The sequence below is a fragment of the Bacillus sp. HMSC036E02 genome, from assembly GCF_001836235.1.
Classification (GTDB): domain Bacteria; phylum Bacillota; class Bacilli; order Bacillales; family Bacillaceae_G; genus Bacillus_A; species Bacillus_A cereus.
This window is the reverse complement of sequence record NZ_KV827857.1, coordinates 272756-290391: the sequence shown is the minus strand read 5'-3', so window position 1 is coordinate 290391 and position 17636 is coordinate 272756. Positions and strand designations below refer to the sequence as shown.

Genomic DNA, 17636 nt, shown 5'->3' with positions numbered 1-17636 from the left:
ACAAGAACGTGACGATTTTGTAAGATTTTCTATTAAATAATAAAATTTTCAAAAAAATCTTTTTTAATAGAAATTGTTATGGTACAGTATAAATGAAAGTTGTTGAAAACGTTTTCTTAAACGTTTTTTTATTTTAGGTTTAAAGGTATGATGACCTGATAGTCTATTGATGAGGTTATTCTATTTAAAAGGGGATTCTTTAGGGGGAGAGAACAATGAACACATGGACACAAGTTTATGATCCATTCGGAAACATTTGGATTTCGGCAGCGGTCGCACTTATTCCGATTATCTTTTTTTTCTTAGCTTTAGCAGTTTTCCGCATGAAGGGGTATGTGGCAGGATTTATTACAGTTGTACTTACAGTTTTAGTAGCGTTATTCGCTTATAAAATGCCGTTCACGATGGCAATGGCAGCAACCGGGTACGGTTTTTTGTACGGGTTATGGCCAATTGCTTGGATTATCATTATGTCCGTATTTTTATATAAAATTTCTGTGAAAACAGGTCAATTTGATGTGATTCGTGCATCGGTATTATCGATTACGAACGATCATCGTCTACTCGTTATTTTAATTGGATTTTCATTTGGAGCATTTTTAGAAGGAGCGGCAGGATTTGGGGCACCAGTAGCGATTACAGCAGCGCTTCTTGCGGGTCTTGGGTTAAATCCTTTATACGCAGCAGGTCTTTGTTTGATTGCAAATACTGCACCAGTGGCGTTCGGAGCGATGGGAATTCCGATTACAGTTGCTGGACAAGTAACAGGTATTGATCCACATAAAATTGGACAAATGGCTGGGCATCAATTACCGTTCCTATCATTATTTGTTCCATTCTTTATCGTATTTTTAATGGATGGATTTAAAGGGATAAGACAAACGTGGCCTGCGTTACTTGTAGCGGGTAGTTCATTTGCGATTACGCAGTTCATTACAGCGACATTTTTAGGACCGGAACTTCCGGATATTACATCGGCACTTGTAAGTTTAATTAGTTTAGCGCTGTTCTTAAAAGTTTGGCAGCCGAAAGAAACTTATCAATCTGGGCAAGCAAATAGTGAAGTAGCAGCAACAACGACAGTAGCATCGATGCCAAAATTAACGTTTGGAAAAGTAGTGAAGGCATGGTCCCCATTTATCGTATTAACGGTTATGGTAGTCATTTGGAGCCAAAGTTTCTTTAAGGCATTATTCGCTCCAGGAGGGGCTTTAGAAAGTCTTGTATTTAAGTTTGAAATTCCAGGTCTGCATAATTTAGTAATGAAAGCAGAGCCAATTGTAAATAAACCAACGCCTTACGAGGCAATTCTGAAGTTTGATGTATTATCGGCAACTGGAACAGCGATTTTAATTGCTTGTATCATTTCCATGTTTATTTTGAAAATGAATGTAAAAGATGCAGCAGTGACATTTAAAGAAACGTTAAGCGAATTAAAAATGCCAATTCTATCTATCGGATTTGTACTAGGGTTTGCATTTATCGCAAACTATTCTGGTCTATCTTCTACGTTAGCGTTAGCATTAGCCGGAACTGGCGGACTATTCCCGTTCTTCTCACCATTCTTAGGCTGGATTGGCGTATTCTTAACAGGGTCTGATACGTCTGCGAATGCACTGTTCTCAAATTTACAAGCCATTACAGCACAGCAAGTCGGCGTATCTGAAGTGCTTCTCGTTGCAGCAAATACAACAGGCGGTGTAACAGGGAAAATGATTTCCCCGCAGTCGATTGCGATCGCTTGTGCGGCGGTTGGTCTTGCTGGAAAAGAATCGGATTTGTTCCGTTTTACAGTGAAACATAGCTTGTTCTTCGTCATAATTGTGGGGATTATGACTTATGTTCAGGCATATTATTTAACTTGGATGATTCCGTAAAGTGCAAAAGAAATAAACTTTTCATTTTTCAGATTATCGTGTATGATGGGAAAGTATTGAAAATTAAATCAGTGATAAACTAGGGGTGCCTAACGTATGCGTAGGCTGAGAGAGAAGCGCGTGAACTTCTTAACCCTTTGGACCTGATCTGGCTCGTACCAGCGTAGGGAAGTTAACGGCTTTACATAATGATGTCTTTATGAGCCAGGTCCTTATTTTTTTATGGACCTGGCTCTTTTTATTTTGGCATGCGCTGGCCATATCTTGTCCTTGTCACGAACAGGGGGGCAACAAAAATTATGAAACAATCTGTTTCAGCTGAGCAAATTGAATTGAAGTCGAGTTTACCAGGGAGTAAGAAAGTATATGTGGATGGACCACGAGAAGGTATGAAAGTGCCGATGCGTGAGATTGAACAAAGCGAAACGAATGGCGTTCCAAATCCACCAATCCGTGTGTATGATACGAGCGGTCCTTATACAGATCCTGCGTATAAGGTCGAGTTGGAAAAAGGAATTCCAACGCCGCGCCACTCTTGGATTATGGGGCGTGGTGATGTAGAAGCATACGAAGGGCGTGAAGTGAAACCAGAGGATGACGGTGTGAAAGTAGCTTCGAAGCATACACCTGTTTTCCCGCAAATGGATCGCCAGCCGCTTAGAGCAAAGCAAGGTGCAAACGTTACGCAAATGCACTATGCACGTAATGGCATTATTACGTCTGAGATGGAATATGTTGCGATTCGTGAAGGGGTAGAGCCGGAGTTTGTTCGTAAGGAAATCGCAGAAGGCCGCGCTATTTTACCAGCGAATATTAATCATCCAGAAGCTGAACCGATGATCATCGGGCGTAATTTTCATGTGAAGGTAAACGCGAATATCGGAAACTCAGCTGTATCTTCTTCGATTGCAGAAGAAGTAGAGAAGATGACATGGGCAACGCGCTGGGGTGCGGATACGATTATGGATTTATCTACAGGTAAAAATATTCATACGACGCGTGAGTGGATTATTCGTAACGCGCCTGTACCAGTTGGAACTGTACCGATCTATCAAGCGCTGGAAAAAGTAAACGGAATTGCAGAAGATTTAACGTGGGAAGTATATCGTGATACGTTAATTGAGCAGGCGGAGCAAGGCGTTGATTACTTTACGATTCACGCTGGTGTATTGCTTCGTTATATTCCAATCACGGCAAAGCGTACGACAGGTATCGTTTCGCGCGGTGGTTCGATTATGGCACAGTGGTGTTTATTCCATCATAAAGAAAACTTCCTATATACTCACTTTGAAGAGATTTGTGAAATTATGAAGCAGTACGATGTTTCGTTCTCTCTTGGAGATGGATTACGTCCAGGGTCTATTGCAGATGCCAATGACGAAGCACAGTTTTCTGAGCTTGAAACACTTGGTGAATTAACCAAAATTGCTTGGAAACATGATGTGCAAGTTATGATTGAAGGACCTGGACACGTACCGATGCACTTAATTAAAGAGAATATGGAGAAAGAGCTTGATATTTGTCAGGGCGCGCCGTTTTACACACTTGGGCCACTAACGACAGATATTGCACCAGGTTATGACCATATTACATCTGCAATTGGAGCTGCGATGATTGGCTGGTTTGGAACAGCGATGCTTTGTTATGTAACGCCGAAAGAACATTTAGGTTTGCCAAACAAAGATGATGTACGCACGGGTGTTATTACGTACAAAATTGCAGCGCATGCGGCTGATCTTGCGAAAGGACATAAAACGGCTCATCAGCGTGATGATGCACTTTCAAAAGCACGCTTCGAATTCCGTTGGCGCGATCAATTTAATTTATCTTTAGATCCTGAACGTGCGATGGAATATCACGATGAAACGTTGCCTGCAGAAGGGGCAAAGACAGCTCACTTCTGTTCAATGTGTGGACCGAAGTTTTGTAGTATGAGAATTTCACATGATATTCGTGAATATGCAAAAGAAAATGATTTAGAAACGACAGAAGCAATTGAAAAAGGAATGAAAGAGAAAGCAGAAGAATTTAAAGAAGCTGGTAGTCATTTATATCAATAACATGTTACACCTCTTTACTTGATTGATCACACTATAGTACCTAACTTTATTATAGAAGAAGCCCCATTTGCTAAGACGGTAGCAAATGGGGCTTCTGTTGTTTATAAGGCGAAGAAGAGATGTACCCAGTAGAATAAGAGGAATAGTGTGACGACTGTTGTGAGCGGGATAACGATAAGGGATACACTTAAATAGTCTTTCCATTTTACTTTAATTTTGTTTTGTTTCAGAATATACATCCAAATGAGTGAAGCTAGCGTACCAATTGGTAGTAATAGTGAACCGATGTCACTACCAATGATGTTTGCAAGATAGATAGTTTTTAATGTGACTGGATCTAGTCCCATTTCTGTTAATGTGATTGTACCAATCATAAGGGCAGGATGGTTATTGAAGACGTTAGAGAGGATGGATACAAGTCCGCCCATTGCAAAGCTAGCATAGAGTAGATGCTGATTCACAACTGGCTCGAGCCATTGTACAAGTGCAGCTGTTAATCCTGCGTTGTGTAGTCCGTAAATAATGACGTACATAGAGAAGGCGAAAATTAAAATGTGCCACGGTGTCTTTTTCAAAATGTCGACAGGATTTGTTCGTAAGTAGTACCATCTCCAAATGAGCAGAACGAGTGAACCAAGTACCGCAACGATTTCAATTGGGATGGATAAGAAGGATGCAACGAATAGAAGACAGCGCATAAGGAAGACGAAACCTAATACTTTTAACATGAATCTTGTCCGTTTTTGTTTCGTATCAACAGAATTATTTCCTTTTAGTGGATGGAAGTTTTTCGTGAAGAAAATTTCTTCAATATCATATGAAGAAACAGGCAATTTTTTCGGAAGTTTTTTCTTCAAAACTGTATACATGAGCCATGACATAAATAATAAGCCTAATGTTGCAGGTACAAACATCATAGCAGTATGCATATAAAGAGTCATATTAACGATATTTAATGCGATTAAATTTACGATATTACTTACACCAATTGGTGCACTAGATGCCGTAGCGATTAAAGCACCACTTAATAAATAAGGAATTTGTTGATGTGGTTTTAATTGAAGGTTTTTTAGAAGAAGAATTAAAATGGGAGTTGTAATTAAAATACTACCGTCGTTATTAAATAAAAGAGTCATAAGAAAACATAATAATTGAATATACCAGTATAAGCGGTGCCCAGAACCCTTTGCTAAATTTGCTAGTTTCGCTGCGGACCAATGGAAGAAGCCGAAGCTTTCTAATATAACTGCCATAACAATAGTTGCTAATATTGTTATGGCAGCACCGCCAATTTTACTTATAATATCCATGATGTCTGGTTTTGATACAAGTCCAGTAATTATGATGATACCAGCTCCAATTGCTGCTGGCCACGCCTCATTTAAACCTCGAGGCCGCCAAAAGATAACAATCATTGTTAAGAAGAATACAATAATAGTAATCCATATTTCAATGCTCATATTTTGCCTACCTTTCTATTTTCCCTTAAACAGATGTAGCTTGTCTCAAGTTTATATTGGTAGTATATTCAGCAAAAAATAAGAAGAACTAGACGTATAACGAGATGAAGTGAATATGTGTTTTTCAAGCTAAAGGACAAGTGTCACGAATAGTGAAATAACTATTATGAGAGGAGTCTATAAATTATTGGGGCAGTAAGATAGTAAATGAAATTTATATGGGCGATTATTGAGATATATCGGCGCAAGTTAAAATATATCAGCGATTATTGAAATATATCGGCGCAACTCAAAATATATCAGCGATTTTTAAAATATATCGACTTATCGACAAAACATGAAAAAAGGAGCCCATCCCAAAATGCCTTTTGGAACAGACTCCAATGCTATATTATTTTTCTTTCAAAAAAGTACGATCTTTCAAGAATAAGTTCCAGAAGAAAATAAATCCTGGTAATAAAATTGCAATCCCAATTGCGTATAGAATGAGCAGTGCATAGAACGTTTCTTTCGTTGTAAAGCTTGTAAATACCGTTACGTCAGGATAAATAATATACGGTAAATGCGCGACCCCGTAAGCATAGCTTGCAAATGCATATTGAGCGACGACAGCTAAAACGGCAATGCGAGGGTATCCTAGTGTATTGTACTTTTTGTTTGTCCACCAAAGGGACGAGTATCCGATAACGAATAAAACAATAGAAACTGTAAACCATGGGAATTGCTTTATTAATCCTTGCATAAGCCAATGTGTTTCTGGATCCATTACAACGAGGGCAATAATTGCCGTAACGAGCGTTGCAGGACCAAGGATGATAGCATTTCTTCTATAAATTCTATACGTATCTTCTGAACTTTGTTCTCTCGAAAAATCAGCAAGAAAGAGAGAGGAGAGAAATAGTTCAGAAGTTAGTCCGAAGAGCATATAACAGTAGATAACTGGGCTAGAAAGAAGTTTTCCATATAGGAGTACTTCCTTTCCTTCAGACATTGTAATATAGGCTCCCTCTGTAACGGGTAAAACGGTAATTAATAGTGCTGGAATTAATAGACCAGTAATACCTGAAATAACCCGAAGAAGGTATTGATATTTTGGCAAGGAGTAAGCAAATACCATAAATGTACTACGTACTGCAATGAGCACTAAAATTAACATAACTGGTACGAACATTACTGTCGCAAGAGTAAAGGCCGCTTTCGGAAAGAAGCCGAGAAATGCGACAACGACGAAAACGAGAAACGTATTTGTTACTTCCCAAGTTGGTGATAAGTATCGATTCGCAAGTTTAGCAGCGAGCGTCGGATGTTTTGCGTATACCATGCCCCAAAAACCAGCGCCAAAATCAATGGACCCTAGTATACTGTATACGAAAATAAGGGCCCATAAGATGATGATTGCAATACTTTCCTCATACATGAGAATCGCCTCCTTGGTGTTGTAAATCATTCTTTAATGGATGTCTTCTAAAGAATGTCCGTAGAACAATGACTGTTAAAATAGCGAGTCCAATATACAAAATGATGAACAAAACAAATAAAGGACCGACGAAATCGGCGCGTGTAGATGCATCGACGGTACGTTGCATACCATAAATTGTCCATGGTTGACGACCGCTACAACTGAAAATCCATCCGAATTCAATACCGAGCATCATAATTGGTCCGCATGCGGCAGCCCCCCAAAGTAGCCACTTCGGTAGTTCTGTTCCCTTTTTTCGGTACACGAAATACCAATATAAGAGTGCAATTGTTGCAACAGCAAAGGTAAACGCAGCAGTTCCTACCATTAAGTTGAATAGTGTATGTGTATAAAATGGTGGCCATGTTTCTTGTGGGAATTCGTTTAGTCCTTTTACGACAGTGCTAGGGTCTAGTCCCACTAATAAGCTAAGCATGTTTGGAATTTCAAGTGCATAGTTTAGTTCAAGTGTATTAGGATCCACAACTCCGCCAATGGATAGCGGTGCGTGTGATGTCGTTTCAAATAAAGCTTCAGCAGATGCAAGTTTTTCAGGTGAGTGTTTATGTAAGGCAATCGCTGATTCATGTCCTGAAAGCCACATCGTAGCGCCTGTAATAAATGTAACGACAAGCCCTAATAGCAGCCCTTTTTTATGATAAGCAATTTCACGTGTACTTAAATTTTTCTTCAATAATTTAAATCCAGCAATAGAAGCAATGACAGCCGCACCGGTTGCATAAGCCGTAATAACGACATGAAATGCACTTGTGCCAAAACTTGGATTAAAGAAAGCTTTCCACGGATCAACGTTAAAAACAGATCCATCTGGATTCATTGAAAAGCCTGCTGGTGTATTCATCCATGTATTTGCTGATGTAATAAGCACGGCGGATGCCGTGGCACCAAGCATGACGAAAAATAGCGAGATTAATCTCATAAATGGAGGAAGTTTATCAGCTGCATATACGTAAATCGACATGAATAAAGCCTCCAAAAAGAAGGCGAAAATCTCAATTTGGAAGGGAACAGAAATAACTTGCCCAACAATTTTGGCGAAACCAGGCCAAAGAAGTGAGATTTGCACACCAACAATTGTTCCAGTTGGAATTGCTACACCGAGAAGAATAGCAAACGCCTTTGTCCATCTTTTCGCCATAATGGCATAGTCGGAGTCTTTCTTCCAGTGATAGAGTATTTCGCTTATAAAAATCATCAATGAAAGTCCGACGCCAAGTGTTGCAAAAATAATGTGGAATGCTAATGAAGAACCAAAAAATGCTCTTGCTAATGTTACCGTATCCATATGTAAACTCCTCTTCTTTTTTGCCATTATTTTCTGATTGAATTGGAAGATTTATTCAAAAAAACTACCAAAAATATATATGTATTTAAAAAGTGAATATGATAATATAATGTTGTAATATTTTGAATAGAAAGAAATAAATAGTTTCTCATGTTTTGTTTGTTTTTTTTACAGGAATCTTTTATAATCTTTTATGCGAACATAAGTTCTATTTTTTAAAAAGAAGAAGTTTATGTGAAATGGAGAGGGTGTTTTATGTATCCTGAAGTCATTAAAAAGATGGCATTTTCAAAAGAGCATAGAGATTTATTATTGAAGCTATATAATAAAGAGATTACACGTCGTGAATATGATCGGCTTGTACAATCGCTATATAAACCTTCTAAAGAGGTTTACGAGGGATAGAAATGGGGGAGACAATCTAGTGGATTGTCTTTTTTAAATTTATGTATGTTCTGATAAAATTAAGGTTAGCCTTACTAGGGAGGTGAAAAGATTGCGGAAACGTTTATATATAGGGATTGGAATTATCTTCTTGATCGCTTTAGGTGGAATTGTATTTTGGTCAGCTTTACAAGGAAACCGTACAGAAAATTTTATTTTAAGACATATGGTGAATGACAATGGAACGCTTGCCACGTACCGTTTAGTAGATACTAAGGCAGGTACGGGTGAAGCAAAGGGACGTGAAGCTTTATCAGAATCAGCGGGATTATGGTTACAATATACACTTGATAAAGATGATCAGGCGTTATTTGATGAGCAAGTAAAGGTTATTCAAGATAATTTCGTATATAAGAATCATATCGTTTTATGGAAACTCTCTGAAAAGGGAGAGAGGCAGTCAGCTACAAATGCACTTATAGATGATCTTCGTATTATAGAACAATTATATCGTGCTTATGAAATGTATAAGGAAGAGCGTTATAAAAACCTTGCCGATCAATTAAGTGATGCTGTACTTCGTTATAATAAAAAAGATAATTATTATGTTGATTATTATGATGCAGATGCAGGGAAACAAAATAATTTTGTAACAACATCATACATAAATCCACGTGCATTCTCCTATATGAAGAAGTACGACAAAGTTTCTGCTCAGCAATATCAGGAAGTCGTTCAATTTTTAGCGGACTATCCAAGGCATGGCTGGGCATTCCCGAAAGAGTATAAAGAAGATGGTACATTTACGTACGATAAAGAAGTGAATCTTATTGACCAATCATACGTTGCATATCATCGAAGTTTAGGTGGTCTTTCATCAACTGCTTATTTGGAATTTATAAAGAAGAAATTCCAGGAGGATGGAAAGCTATACGGTCGTTACAATTTAGAAACGGGAAAACAAACTGTGAATTATGAATCGCCAGCCGCATACGGATTAACGATTTTGTACGTACTACAAACAGGTGATAAAAAGTTTGCGAAAGAATTGTATGATCAGATGGCCACATTCCGAAATGATAACGTATTTAGTAGATATTACGGTGGATATGTAACAGGTGAAAATAATAATACGCATATTTTTGATAATGTACTACCACTTTTAGCTGAAATGGAACTAAAAAAGAGTGAACAATAAAAGTTGCCACCATATGAGGGTGGCAACTTTTATTTGTTGATATAATTTTACGTCCTAATGTTGGAGAAGTAATCAATCACGAATTCACGGAATTGCTGAGCTGTTTTTGATAAGTAGCGTTTTTTTGACCAACTTAATCCGATGGTTCGCTGACAATTGGGTTCAATAATACGCAACTTGCTTGATGCTAAAGTAGAGTTTTTTAATAAAGTTAAACTTGGAACAAAAGCGATGCCGAGACCTTGCTTAATGAGGTCGCTAATCACGGTCGGTTCATCTACTTCAAAAGCAATATGCGGAGTGAAACCAGCTTCTTTGCAAAATCCATCCGTTAAGTGTCGAAATCCATAGCCAGTGTTCATACTAATAAACGGTTCGTTTTTTACTTCATGCAGGTGGATATTTTCTCGGCCTGATAAACGATGGCCTGAAGGGACGACTAAGAAAATTTCTTCTGTAATAAGTGGTTCCCAAACAATCTCCTCACCTTCAATTGGCACAGAGGAGATACAAAAGTCAATTTCTATATTATCTAGTTGTCGTTTCATAGAAGGAGTGGATGCAAGAAATTGTTGGAATCGAACGTTACGATGTTCTAGTAAAAAAGAGCCAAGTAGTTCTGGTAATATTCTCGGAATAGAAACGGCCAGCGTAATAGAGCTTTGTTGTAATTCGGCTAAATCTTTAATTTCTCGCTGCCCTTCGCTTAATTCATGAAAAATACGTTCTACTCGTTTTAAAAATACTTTTCCGAAAGAATTTAAAGTAATCTGTCGGCCTTGGCGATCAAATAAAGGGACTCCTAAATCCTTTTCGAGTCTAGCGATTGTTTTGCTGAGTGAAGGTTGCGCGATATGTAATTCTTCAGCTGCCTTTGTCATGTGTTCTAGTCGTGCAACTGTCTGAAAGTATTTTAACTGAAGCAGTTCCATTTCGAGTCTCCTTTCTATAGACCAAAAGGAATGAATTAATAATTAAAGATGTATTATACAGTATGTAAAGTGACGTGTATAGTAAATCTGTTAAACCATTCGAAGGGTGTTAAATTAGAAGAGGAGTATGTTTCATGAAGGGAATTAAACTTATATTTAAAGATTGGAAAGCGATGTGGCACCATAAACATGGACGTATCGCTTTAATTTTTTTATTAATCGTTCCGTTAATTTATTCAGGATTCTTTTTAGCTGGATATTGGGATCCGTACGGAAAATTAGATAAATTACCTGTTGCGGTTGTGAATTTAGATAAGGGCGCTGCGATGGATGAAAAAACAATTCATGTAGGAGACGATTTTGTTAAAAATTTAAAAGAAAATAAGGAATTGGCTTTTCATTTCGTATCAGAAAAAAATGCGGATGAAGGGTTAAAAGAAGATAAATATTATATGGTTGTTACGATTCCGGAAGATTTCTCTAAAAAGGTAAGTACACTTATGAATGAGAAACCAGAGCCAGCAAAGTTGCAGTACAAAGTAAATCCAGGTAAAAACTTTGTAGCGGCTCAAATTGGAACGACAGCTGTTGAAAATATGAAAACAAAAATCTCAAACAGTATTACGAAATCATATACAGAAGGTGTTTTTTCAAAGTTTCAAGATTTGGCACAAGGGTTGAGTGATGCAAGTAATGGTGCTGAGAAGTTACATGAAGGAACGACCGATGCAAAAAATGGAGCGAATCAGCTTGCGAATGGTATTGATCGTTTAAGTGACGGGACATCGAAATTGAAAGAAGGAAGTGACAAGCTTGCGTCTAGCCAATCTGCCTTAACGGGGGGAGCAAATGAGCTGAGTCAAGGAGCGACATCACTTCATAGTGGTATGGAGTTATTAGCACAAGGTGAAAAAACGTTACAATCAGGAGTTAGTGAATTAAGTGCTGGTACAAATGAATGGGTGAATGGAAATGAAAAACTTGCTGAAGGGCAAGCGAAAGCGGACAATGCGGCAAATAGTGTAAAACAACAATTAGAAGAGTACGTGAAAAATCATCCAGAAGTGCAGCAAGATCCCGCTTTTCAAAAAATTGTTGCTACGTCTAATGGACTAGCTAAAGCAACAAGTACTTTAAATAATAGCCAACAACAATTGACACAAGGTGCGAAGAAGCTAACTGATGGTCAACATAAGATTGAAGAAGGCATGAATACATTCGGAGTTAAGTTAAATGAAGCTACTGCTGGAACGAAAAAGATAGCAGATGGTGCATCGAATTTGGCTGATGGATTTACGAAGTGGGGAAATGGATTTACATCATTGCAAGAAGGTGTAAACCAGCTTGCGAGTGGTGGAACGGAGCTGAATAACGGTGCTAGTAAATTAACAAATGGACTTGTTAAACTTGATGATGGTGCGAAAGAACTTTCTACGAAATTAGGAGAGGGCGCAGAGAAGATAGCGGATGTTCGTAATGATGATGCACGCAATACGATGTTCTCAGAGCCAGTTCAGTTAGTGAAGTCAACAGTTTCTGACGTTCCTAACTACGGCTCAGGCATTGCACCATATTTCTTATCACTTGCATTTTATGTTGGCGGAATTATGGCATCGAATATTTTACCTCTTGGCCGCAGACAAAACATGAAGGTAAGCGGAACGGTACATTTTATCAATAAACTAGGATTGGTATATTTAATTGGACTCATTCAAGCGCTACTCGTAGATGTAGTTGTGCTAGGAGTTATGAAATTAGAAGTTGCAAGTGTGCCACTTTTTGTTTTATCAAGTATTGTTATTTCCTTTACGTTCATGACATTTATTCTTATGTTAGTAACAGTATTTGGTCTTGTTGGAAAATTCTTAGCGGTAACGCTTCTTGTCCTGCAATTAGCGACGAGCGGAGGTACTTTCCCAGGAGAATTAAACATAGCTGTTCTTAGCAAAATTGGACAGTTTCTCCCAATGTCTCATTCTCTTAGAGGATTACAAGATGTTATTTCTTTAGGAGATTGGTCGCAATTACAAATGCAAATTTTAATATTGTTATGTTATCTCGTTGTTGCCGGTGGAATTGCTTGGATCACGAGCCATATACAGCATAGAGAAACGAATGCAGAACAAGTTTCTTAAAATGAAATAAGCTATCCGATTTTTCGGATAGCTTATTTTTTATTTGCGTTCCATTACTGCAAAGTAATTATTTTCATTATCAGCAAAGTTGAATGCTCTACCAGTAGGTAAATCTACAACCTGTCCAACTGTGACATTTTTCTCAGAAAGATCTTTATATAGACGGTCTAAGTCATTTGAGAAGAACATAAGTGAAGGTGTATTTAGGTTTAGTTCAGGTTGCATCTTCGCGATTAACGCTTTATCGTGAAGGACGATGCTTGTTCCTGCTTCTTTCGCCGGTGCAATTTCAATCCAGCGGAATCCGTTTCCGTTATTTTCTTCCGCAATGATTTGGAACCCTACTTTTTCTGTCCAAAATTGTACTGTTTCGTCTTGGTTATTTACATATAGCATAATTTGTCCAACTTGATTAATCATAGGTGTCTCTCGCTTTCTTTTTATATGCGTATTATTATATCAAATATATGGCTTGAATAGTTTTTTATGATTTTTTCGTAATACAACCTTCGTCCATTTCATCTTTGTTGTAGGAGAAGGCCCTGTAATCCAAGTATGAAATGGTATTGTGCTACAAATGACCATTGTTGAAATAGAGATAATGGCCGTTAACACAAATAGTAATAGGCTATATAATATAGTATTTTCTTGCAGTGTGAATAAGGAAAGAAGTTTTGTGCATAGTTGCAAGAAGAATAAATGAGCTAAATAAGCACCATACGTGTAATTACCAATGAAACGTAACGTTTTATATAAGAAACCCCGACGCTGTACTATCATAATAGATAACACATACAGTATGATAATTTCGCATACGATATATAAAAACATAGATGGTTTTAAATAGGTAGAAACAGTTAAATGAATAGAGTTTGCTCCGTAAAAACTAAACAACTCATAATTGATGAATAAAAATAAGATGAAAAATAATATTGTTATAAGCGGGATATGTTTCATGACGAATAGACGCCAAGTTTTTAGTGCTACAGCGGCAATGCCGCCCATAACGAAATAGAATGAGTAGAATAGAAATGATCGATCTGTATAATGTAAAATTGTTGAACTTGTTAATTTTTCTCCATTAAAAATATAGTGAGAAGAGAACCACATTAATAGAAAATATAGGCAAGCGAAAAAGGTCATATATTTATATATGTCTTTTTTATTTTCTGTTCGTTTTTGAAACCAATAAAAAAGTGTGCATAGTAAAGGGAACAATAAGTGAATTTGGAACATCATAATAACGTACCAAAGATGGGGCGCGGCTGTTCCGAGTAATAAACTTTTTATTCCGCTTTGTAATGTAATAAGATCGTTTGTTGTTAATAAGTAAAGAATAGACCAAAAGAAATACGGAATGAGTAAGTGTATCGCTTTTTCGGAAATATATTCTTTATATACTAATTGCTTTGTATAGTGACGAATTAAGTGAAATCCAACGATAAATATGAATGCTGGTGCTGAGAATTTTGCAAGATTAAATAGCATGCCCATAATGAGGGATTGCTCAAGTAAGACATTTCCTTGATTCATTGTATATAATAAGGAACTTTGCAAAACGACAGCGAGAAATGCAATGCTTTGCAAAACTTTAAATTCTGGTGCGCTTTGTGTCATTATTTCCATCTCCTGTTCCATACATGATTATAGTACGGAGAATGGATAATGGATGTGGAATATTTGTGAAGGTTTTAACAAATTTGTGGCGGAATGGATTAACAACAAAGAAAGAGGATGCTCGTTTGGAGCATCCTCTTTGTATTTATTAAGCAAATTTGTTTTTGATCCAGTTCTTACCTTCTACAAGGCGAGCTGTCATTACGGCACAAGCGTTATCTGCTGTTACGTTTAACATCGTTGCAGGAGGATCAATGATTGTACTAATTGCTGCGATAATTGGCAATGCTTCTGGCGGGAAGCCATATAAAGAAACGATTAACATTTCCCCAATCATACCGCCGCCTGGAATAGCGCCCATTACTGTTCCTACTAATAGAGAAACAACAAGTGCGATTGCTAATGTTTTCGGTCCTTCGAATTCCATATTGAAAATACCGAATAAGAAAGCGATCTTTAATACGCCGCCTAAAACAGAGCCATCTTTATGAAGAGTAGAACCAAGAAGGACAACTGTTTCACGAACGTCTGAAGAAATACCCATTTTCTTTGTTGCTTCTAAGTTTGCTGGAATACTTGCGGCACTACTACAAGTTGCAAGTGATGTAACTGTAGGAGAGACCATGTTCTTCCAAAATACTTGTACACCTTGTTTGCGACCTGCAAGGTATGCATAGAACGTGAAGAATACAAAGAAGTAAATGAGAGACGCTGGATAGTATACCATTGCAGCTCGGAAGTAAGTTCCAAGAAGTTGTGGTCCAAATTCGCCAACTAATGCTGCGAAGTAAGCAGCAAGTCCGATTGGAGCGTAGTACATAATGAAAGATACAACTTTCATTGAAATTTCTGCACCAGCTTGTAGGAATGTAGCAAATGGCTTTCCTTTTTCGCCAACTGCTGAAGTTGCAATCCCCATTAAGATAGAGAAGAAAATAAGAGCTAACATATTTTCACGAGATAGTAACTTCGAGAAGTCAGATACTGTTAAAATACCGACGATTTGATCTGCAACACTAACAGCTTTGCCGGCTTTGTCAGGTTGTGTTAGTTCTAGTACAACACCTTGTGCTGGCGGGAATACTTTCACGACAATAATCATAAAAATAGCAGCTAAAATACTTGTAAATAAGAAAGTCCCAGCCATACTAGACATAATTTTACCGAAACGTTTTAATCCATCCATATTAGCAATAGACGATGCGATGCTAAAGAACACTAGAGGTACAACAATCGTAAACATTAAGTTTAAGAAAATGTCACCAAGCGGCTTTAAAGCAACTGCATCGGCACCCATGAAATAACCAATGAAACCACCAATTAGGATAGAAGATAATAAAATAAGTGGAAAGCGATATGCCTTCATAAATATATCCTCCTATCAATTAAAAAAATCATACTGAATCATTATAGCGAGTTAGGGGCCCCTTTACTAGGAGAATACGGATAAATGGAATAGCGTGAAAATCAAGAAATTTTTGTTTTTAAGCTCGGCATACAGCAGGAAATCTAGACATATATATTTGTAACCTAGTGGTGGCAAGGAGTGCACCATAACTTAGGTAGAGAAAAAGGGGGAGGGAAGCGGGATGAATATTTTACTTTGCTGTGCAGCGGGAATGTCTTCCAGTTTGATTGTTACAAAGATGGAGAAAGCAGCAGAGGCAAGAGGGATAGAAGTAACAATCTGGGCAGTATCAGGTTCTGAAGTGAATAGTCATATTGATAAAGCTGATGTCCTTTTACTTGGACCGCAATTACGTTATTTATTACCGAAAATGAAAGAACTATGTAAGGATAAAGGGATACCTGTTGATGTCATTCAATCTGTTCATTACGGACTTTGTAATGGAGAAGCTATCTTGCAAGCAGCTTTGTTAATGAAACCATGAGGAGAGTGGGATAGATGATACGGTTTTTAGAGAAGTATGTGATGCCGGTAGCAGGGAAGGTTGCAGAGCAGAGGCATTTACAAGCAATTCGAGATGGAATTATTTTAACGATGCCTTTCTTAATTATTGGATCGTTTTTCCTCATTATTAGTGCACTGCCGATACCGGGATATAACGATTTTATGGCAGGTTTGTTTGGGGAGAATTGGCAGCGAGCTTTAGGGTATCCAGTTAGTGCAACTTTTAATATAATGGCTTTAATAGCTGTTTTTGGAATCGCTTACAGACTTGGAGAGTATTATAAAGTAGATGCTTTAGCATCCGGGGCATTGTCGCTTGTAACGTTTTTACTTGCGACTCCATTTCAAGTTGCATATATTATACCAAGTACAAAAGAAAGTGTACTTGTAGAAGGCGCTATCCCAGCTGCATTAATGGGAAGCCAAGGGTTATTTGTAGCAATGATTATTGCACTTATATCTACTGAACTTTATCGGTTTATTGTACAAAAAAAGATAATTATAAAAATGCCAGAGACAGTTCCACCAGCTGTCACGCGTTCATTTGCAGCACTTGTTCCAGGATTTATTGTTGTAACAGTTATTTGGATTTTGCGCTTAATTATAGAAAATACTTCTTTTGGCAGTATCCATAATATTGTAGGACAAATTTTACAGGAACCGCTTAGTGTACTTGGCGCTAGTCTTTGGGGCGCAATAATAGCAGTTATTCTCGTTCATGTTCTTTGGTCTTGTGGAATTCATGGTGCTACTATTGTTGGTGGTGTAATGAGCCCCGTTTGGTTGTCGTTAATGGATCAAAACCGAGTTGCTTTTCAAGCTGGGCAAGATGTACCAAATACGATTACGGCACAGTTTTTTGACTTATGGATTTATATGGGCGGTTCTGGTGCAACGCTTGCTCTAGTTGTCGGAATGTTACTATTTGCACGAAGTCAACAATTAAAAAGTTTAGGGAGATTGTCAATTGCACCTGGTATATTTAATATTAATGAGATGGTAACTTTTGGTATGCCGATTGTGATGAACCCACTTTTACTAATTCCATTTATATTAGTTCCAGTCGTGCTAACAATTGTTTCTTACTTTGCAATGGAATGGGGATGGGTTGCACGTCCGAGTGGGGCCGCTGTACCTTGGACGACACCTATTCTTTTTAGTGGATATTTAGGATCGGGCGGGAAAATTTCAGGTGTTATTTTGCAACTTGTTAACTTTGCGCTAGCATTCTTCATTTATTTACCGTTCTTAAAAATATGGGATAAACAAAAACTGGCGGAAGAAAAGGGGGAGTAA

The 17636-nt window shown here is 37.8% G+C and carries 14 protein-coding genes and 1 riboswitch; of the genes, 7 read left to right on the top strand and 7 right to left on the bottom strand.

Going from position 1 to position 17636, the window contains the following annotated elements; all coding sequences use genetic code 11:
• The first annotated feature begins 215 nt into the window (after positions 1 to 215).
• Together lldP and thiC are read left to right on the top strand one after the other, a co-directional pair.
• Entirely contained in the window at positions 216 to 1877 is a 1662-nt protein-coding gene (lldP, locus tag HMPREF2590_RS22630; protein WP_001099341.1) for an L-lactate permease, read from the top strand.
• A gap of 71 nt (positions 1878 to 1948) precedes the next feature.
• A riboswitch (TPP riboswitch) is annotated at positions 1949 to 2064 on the top strand.
• Positions 2065 to 2176: 112 nt separating this feature from the next.
• Positions 2177 to 3937 (top strand): phosphomethylpyrimidine synthase ThiC, encoded by a 1761-nt coding sequence (gene thiC / locus HMPREF2590_RS22625; RefSeq protein ID WP_000814479.1) that lies wholly within the window; start codon positions 2177 to 2179, stop codon positions 3935 to 3937.
• Between the two features lie 101 nt (positions 3938 to 4038).
• Here thiC and HMPREF2590_RS22620 read toward each other — a convergent pair whose 3' ends face one another.
• The 3 genes from HMPREF2590_RS22620 to cydA all read right to left on the bottom strand — a co-directional run bounded on the left by HMPREF2590_RS22620 (position 4039) and on the right by cydA (position 8162).
• Positions 4039 to 5397 carry an arsenic transporter gene (locus HMPREF2590_RS22620; protein WP_000021118.1) on the bottom strand — a complete coding sequence of 453 codons (1359 nt, stop codon included), beginning with the start codon at positions 5395 to 5397 and terminating at the stop codon, positions 4039 to 4041.
• Positions 5398 to 5788: 391 nt separating this feature from the next.
• Positions 5789 to 6814, bottom strand: a complete 1026-nt coding sequence (locus HMPREF2590_RS22615; RefSeq protein WP_000272787.1) for a cytochrome d ubiquinol oxidase subunit II — start codon at positions 6812 to 6814, stop codon at positions 5789 to 5791.
• Positions 6807 to 8162: a cytochrome ubiquinol oxidase subunit I gene (cydA, locus tag HMPREF2590_RS22610; RefSeq protein WP_000381987.1), complete on the bottom strand. Its 1356-nt coding sequence runs from the start codon at positions 8160 to 8162 to the stop codon at positions 6807 to 6809. Before cydA ends, HMPREF2590_RS22615 begins: the two co-directional genes overlap by 8 nt.
• Before the next feature lie 255 nt (positions 8163 to 8417).
• Here cydA and HMPREF2590_RS30470 point away from each other — a divergent pair, with 255 nt between their 5' ends.
• Entirely contained in the window at positions 8418 to 8567 is a 150-nt protein-coding gene (locus HMPREF2590_RS30470; RefSeq protein WP_000283181.1) for a hypothetical protein, read from the top strand.
• A 91-nt stretch (positions 8568 to 8658) separates the two neighbouring features.
• Positions 8659 to 9744 (top strand): hypothetical protein, encoded by a 1086-nt coding sequence (locus HMPREF2590_RS22600; RefSeq protein WP_001231655.1) that lies wholly within the window; start codon positions 8659 to 8661, stop codon positions 9742 to 9744.
• Between the two features lie 47 nt (positions 9745 to 9791).
• Here HMPREF2590_RS22600 and HMPREF2590_RS22595 read toward each other — a convergent pair whose 3' ends face one another.
• Positions 9792 to 10676 carry a LysR family transcriptional regulator gene (locus tag HMPREF2590_RS22595; RefSeq protein ID WP_000421942.1) on the bottom strand — a complete coding sequence of 295 codons (885 nt, stop codon included), beginning with the start codon at positions 10674 to 10676 and terminating at the stop codon, positions 9792 to 9794.
• 134 nt (positions 10677 to 10810) lie between these two features.
• Here HMPREF2590_RS22595 and HMPREF2590_RS22590 point away from each other — a divergent pair, with 134 nt between their 5' ends.
• The gene (locus tag HMPREF2590_RS22590; protein WP_000676217.1) at positions 10811 to 12811 is read left to right on the top strand and encodes a YhgE/Pip domain-containing protein; all 2001 of its coding nucleotides are present in this window, start codon (positions 10811 to 10813) and stop codon (positions 12809 to 12811) included.
• A 39-nt stretch (positions 12812 to 12850) separates the two neighbouring features.
• On the opposite strand, the gene HMPREF2590_RS22585 is transcribed toward HMPREF2590_RS22590, so the two are convergent.
• The 3 genes from HMPREF2590_RS22585 to HMPREF2590_RS22575 all read right to left on the bottom strand — a co-directional run bounded on the left by HMPREF2590_RS22585 (position 12851) and on the right by HMPREF2590_RS22575 (position 15794).
• The gene (locus HMPREF2590_RS22585) at positions 12851 to 13231 is read right to left on the bottom strand and encodes a VOC family protein (RefSeq protein WP_000610162.1); all 381 of its coding nucleotides are present in this window, start codon (positions 13229 to 13231) and stop codon (positions 12851 to 12853) included.
• A gap of 39 nt (positions 13232 to 13270) precedes the next feature.
• A complete protein-coding gene (locus HMPREF2590_RS22580) occupies positions 13271 to 14428 on the bottom strand; it encodes an acyltransferase (RefSeq protein WP_000194318.1) in 1158 nt (385 codons plus the stop codon).
• A gap of 148 nt (positions 14429 to 14576) precedes the next feature.
• Positions 14577 to 15794, bottom strand: a complete 1218-nt coding sequence (locus HMPREF2590_RS22575; protein WP_000649376.1) for a dicarboxylate/amino acid:cation symporter — start codon at positions 15792 to 15794, stop codon at positions 14577 to 14579.
• Positions 15795 to 16017: 223 nt separating this feature from the next.
• On the opposite strand from HMPREF2590_RS22575, the gene HMPREF2590_RS22570 reads away from it, so the two are divergent.
• Positions 16018 to 16320, top strand: coding sequence for a PTS sugar transporter subunit IIB (locus HMPREF2590_RS22570; protein ID WP_001023553.1), 303 nt, complete (start codon positions 16018 to 16020; stop codon positions 16318 to 16320).
• A gap of 14 nt (positions 16321 to 16334) precedes the next feature.
• Complete coding sequence (gene celB / locus HMPREF2590_RS22565) at positions 16335 to 17636, top strand: PTS cellobiose transporter subunit IIC (protein ID WP_000617782.1); 1302 nt, start codon at positions 16335 to 16337, stop codon at positions 17634 to 17636.

Bases quoted from the DNA above. Each gene is read 5' to 3' on its own strand.
- lldP (WP_001099341.1), top strand. From the start codon at position 216: ATGAACACATGGACACAAGTTTATGATCCATTCGGAAACATTTGGATT.
- thiC (WP_000814479.1), top strand. From the start codon at position 2,177: ATGAAACAATCTGTTTCAGCTGAGCAAATTGAATTGAAGTCGAGTTTA.
- HMPREF2590_RS22620 (WP_000021118.1), bottom strand. From the start codon at position 5,397: ATGAGCATTGAAATATGGATTACTATTATTGTATTCTTCTTAACAATG.
- HMPREF2590_RS22615 (WP_000272787.1), bottom strand. From the start codon at position 6,814: ATGTATGAGGAAAGTATTGCAATCATCATCTTATGGGCCCTTATTTTC.
- cydA (WP_000381987.1), bottom strand. From the start codon at position 8,162: ATGGATACGGTAACATTAGCAAGAGCATTTTTTGGTTCTTCATTAGCA.
- HMPREF2590_RS30470 (WP_000283181.1), top strand. From the start codon at position 8,418: ATGTATCCTGAAGTCATTAAAAAGATGGCATTTTCAAAAGAGCATAGA.
- HMPREF2590_RS22595 (WP_000421942.1), bottom strand. From the start codon at position 10,676: ATGGAACTGCTTCAGTTAAAATACTTTCAGACAGTTGCACGACTAGAA.
- HMPREF2590_RS22590 (WP_000676217.1), top strand. From the start codon at position 10,811: ATGAAGGGAATTAAACTTATATTTAAAGATTGGAAAGCGATGTGGCAC.
- HMPREF2590_RS22585 (WP_000610162.1), bottom strand. From the start codon at position 13,231: ATGATTAATCAAGTTGGACAAATTATGCTATATGTAAATAACCAAGAC.
- HMPREF2590_RS22580 (WP_000194318.1), bottom strand. From the start codon at position 14,428: ATGACACAAAGCGCACCAGAATTTAAAGTTTTGCAAAGCATTGCATTT.
- HMPREF2590_RS22575 (WP_000649376.1), bottom strand. From the start codon at position 15,794: ATGAAGGCATATCGCTTTCCACTTATTTTATTATCTTCTATCCTAATT.
- HMPREF2590_RS22570 (WP_001023553.1), top strand. From the start codon at position 16,018: ATGAATATTTTACTTTGCTGTGCAGCGGGAATGTCTTCCAGTTTGATT.
- celB (WP_000617782.1), top strand. From the start codon at position 16,335: ATGATACGGTTTTTAGAGAAGTATGTGATGCCGGTAGCAGGGAAGGTT.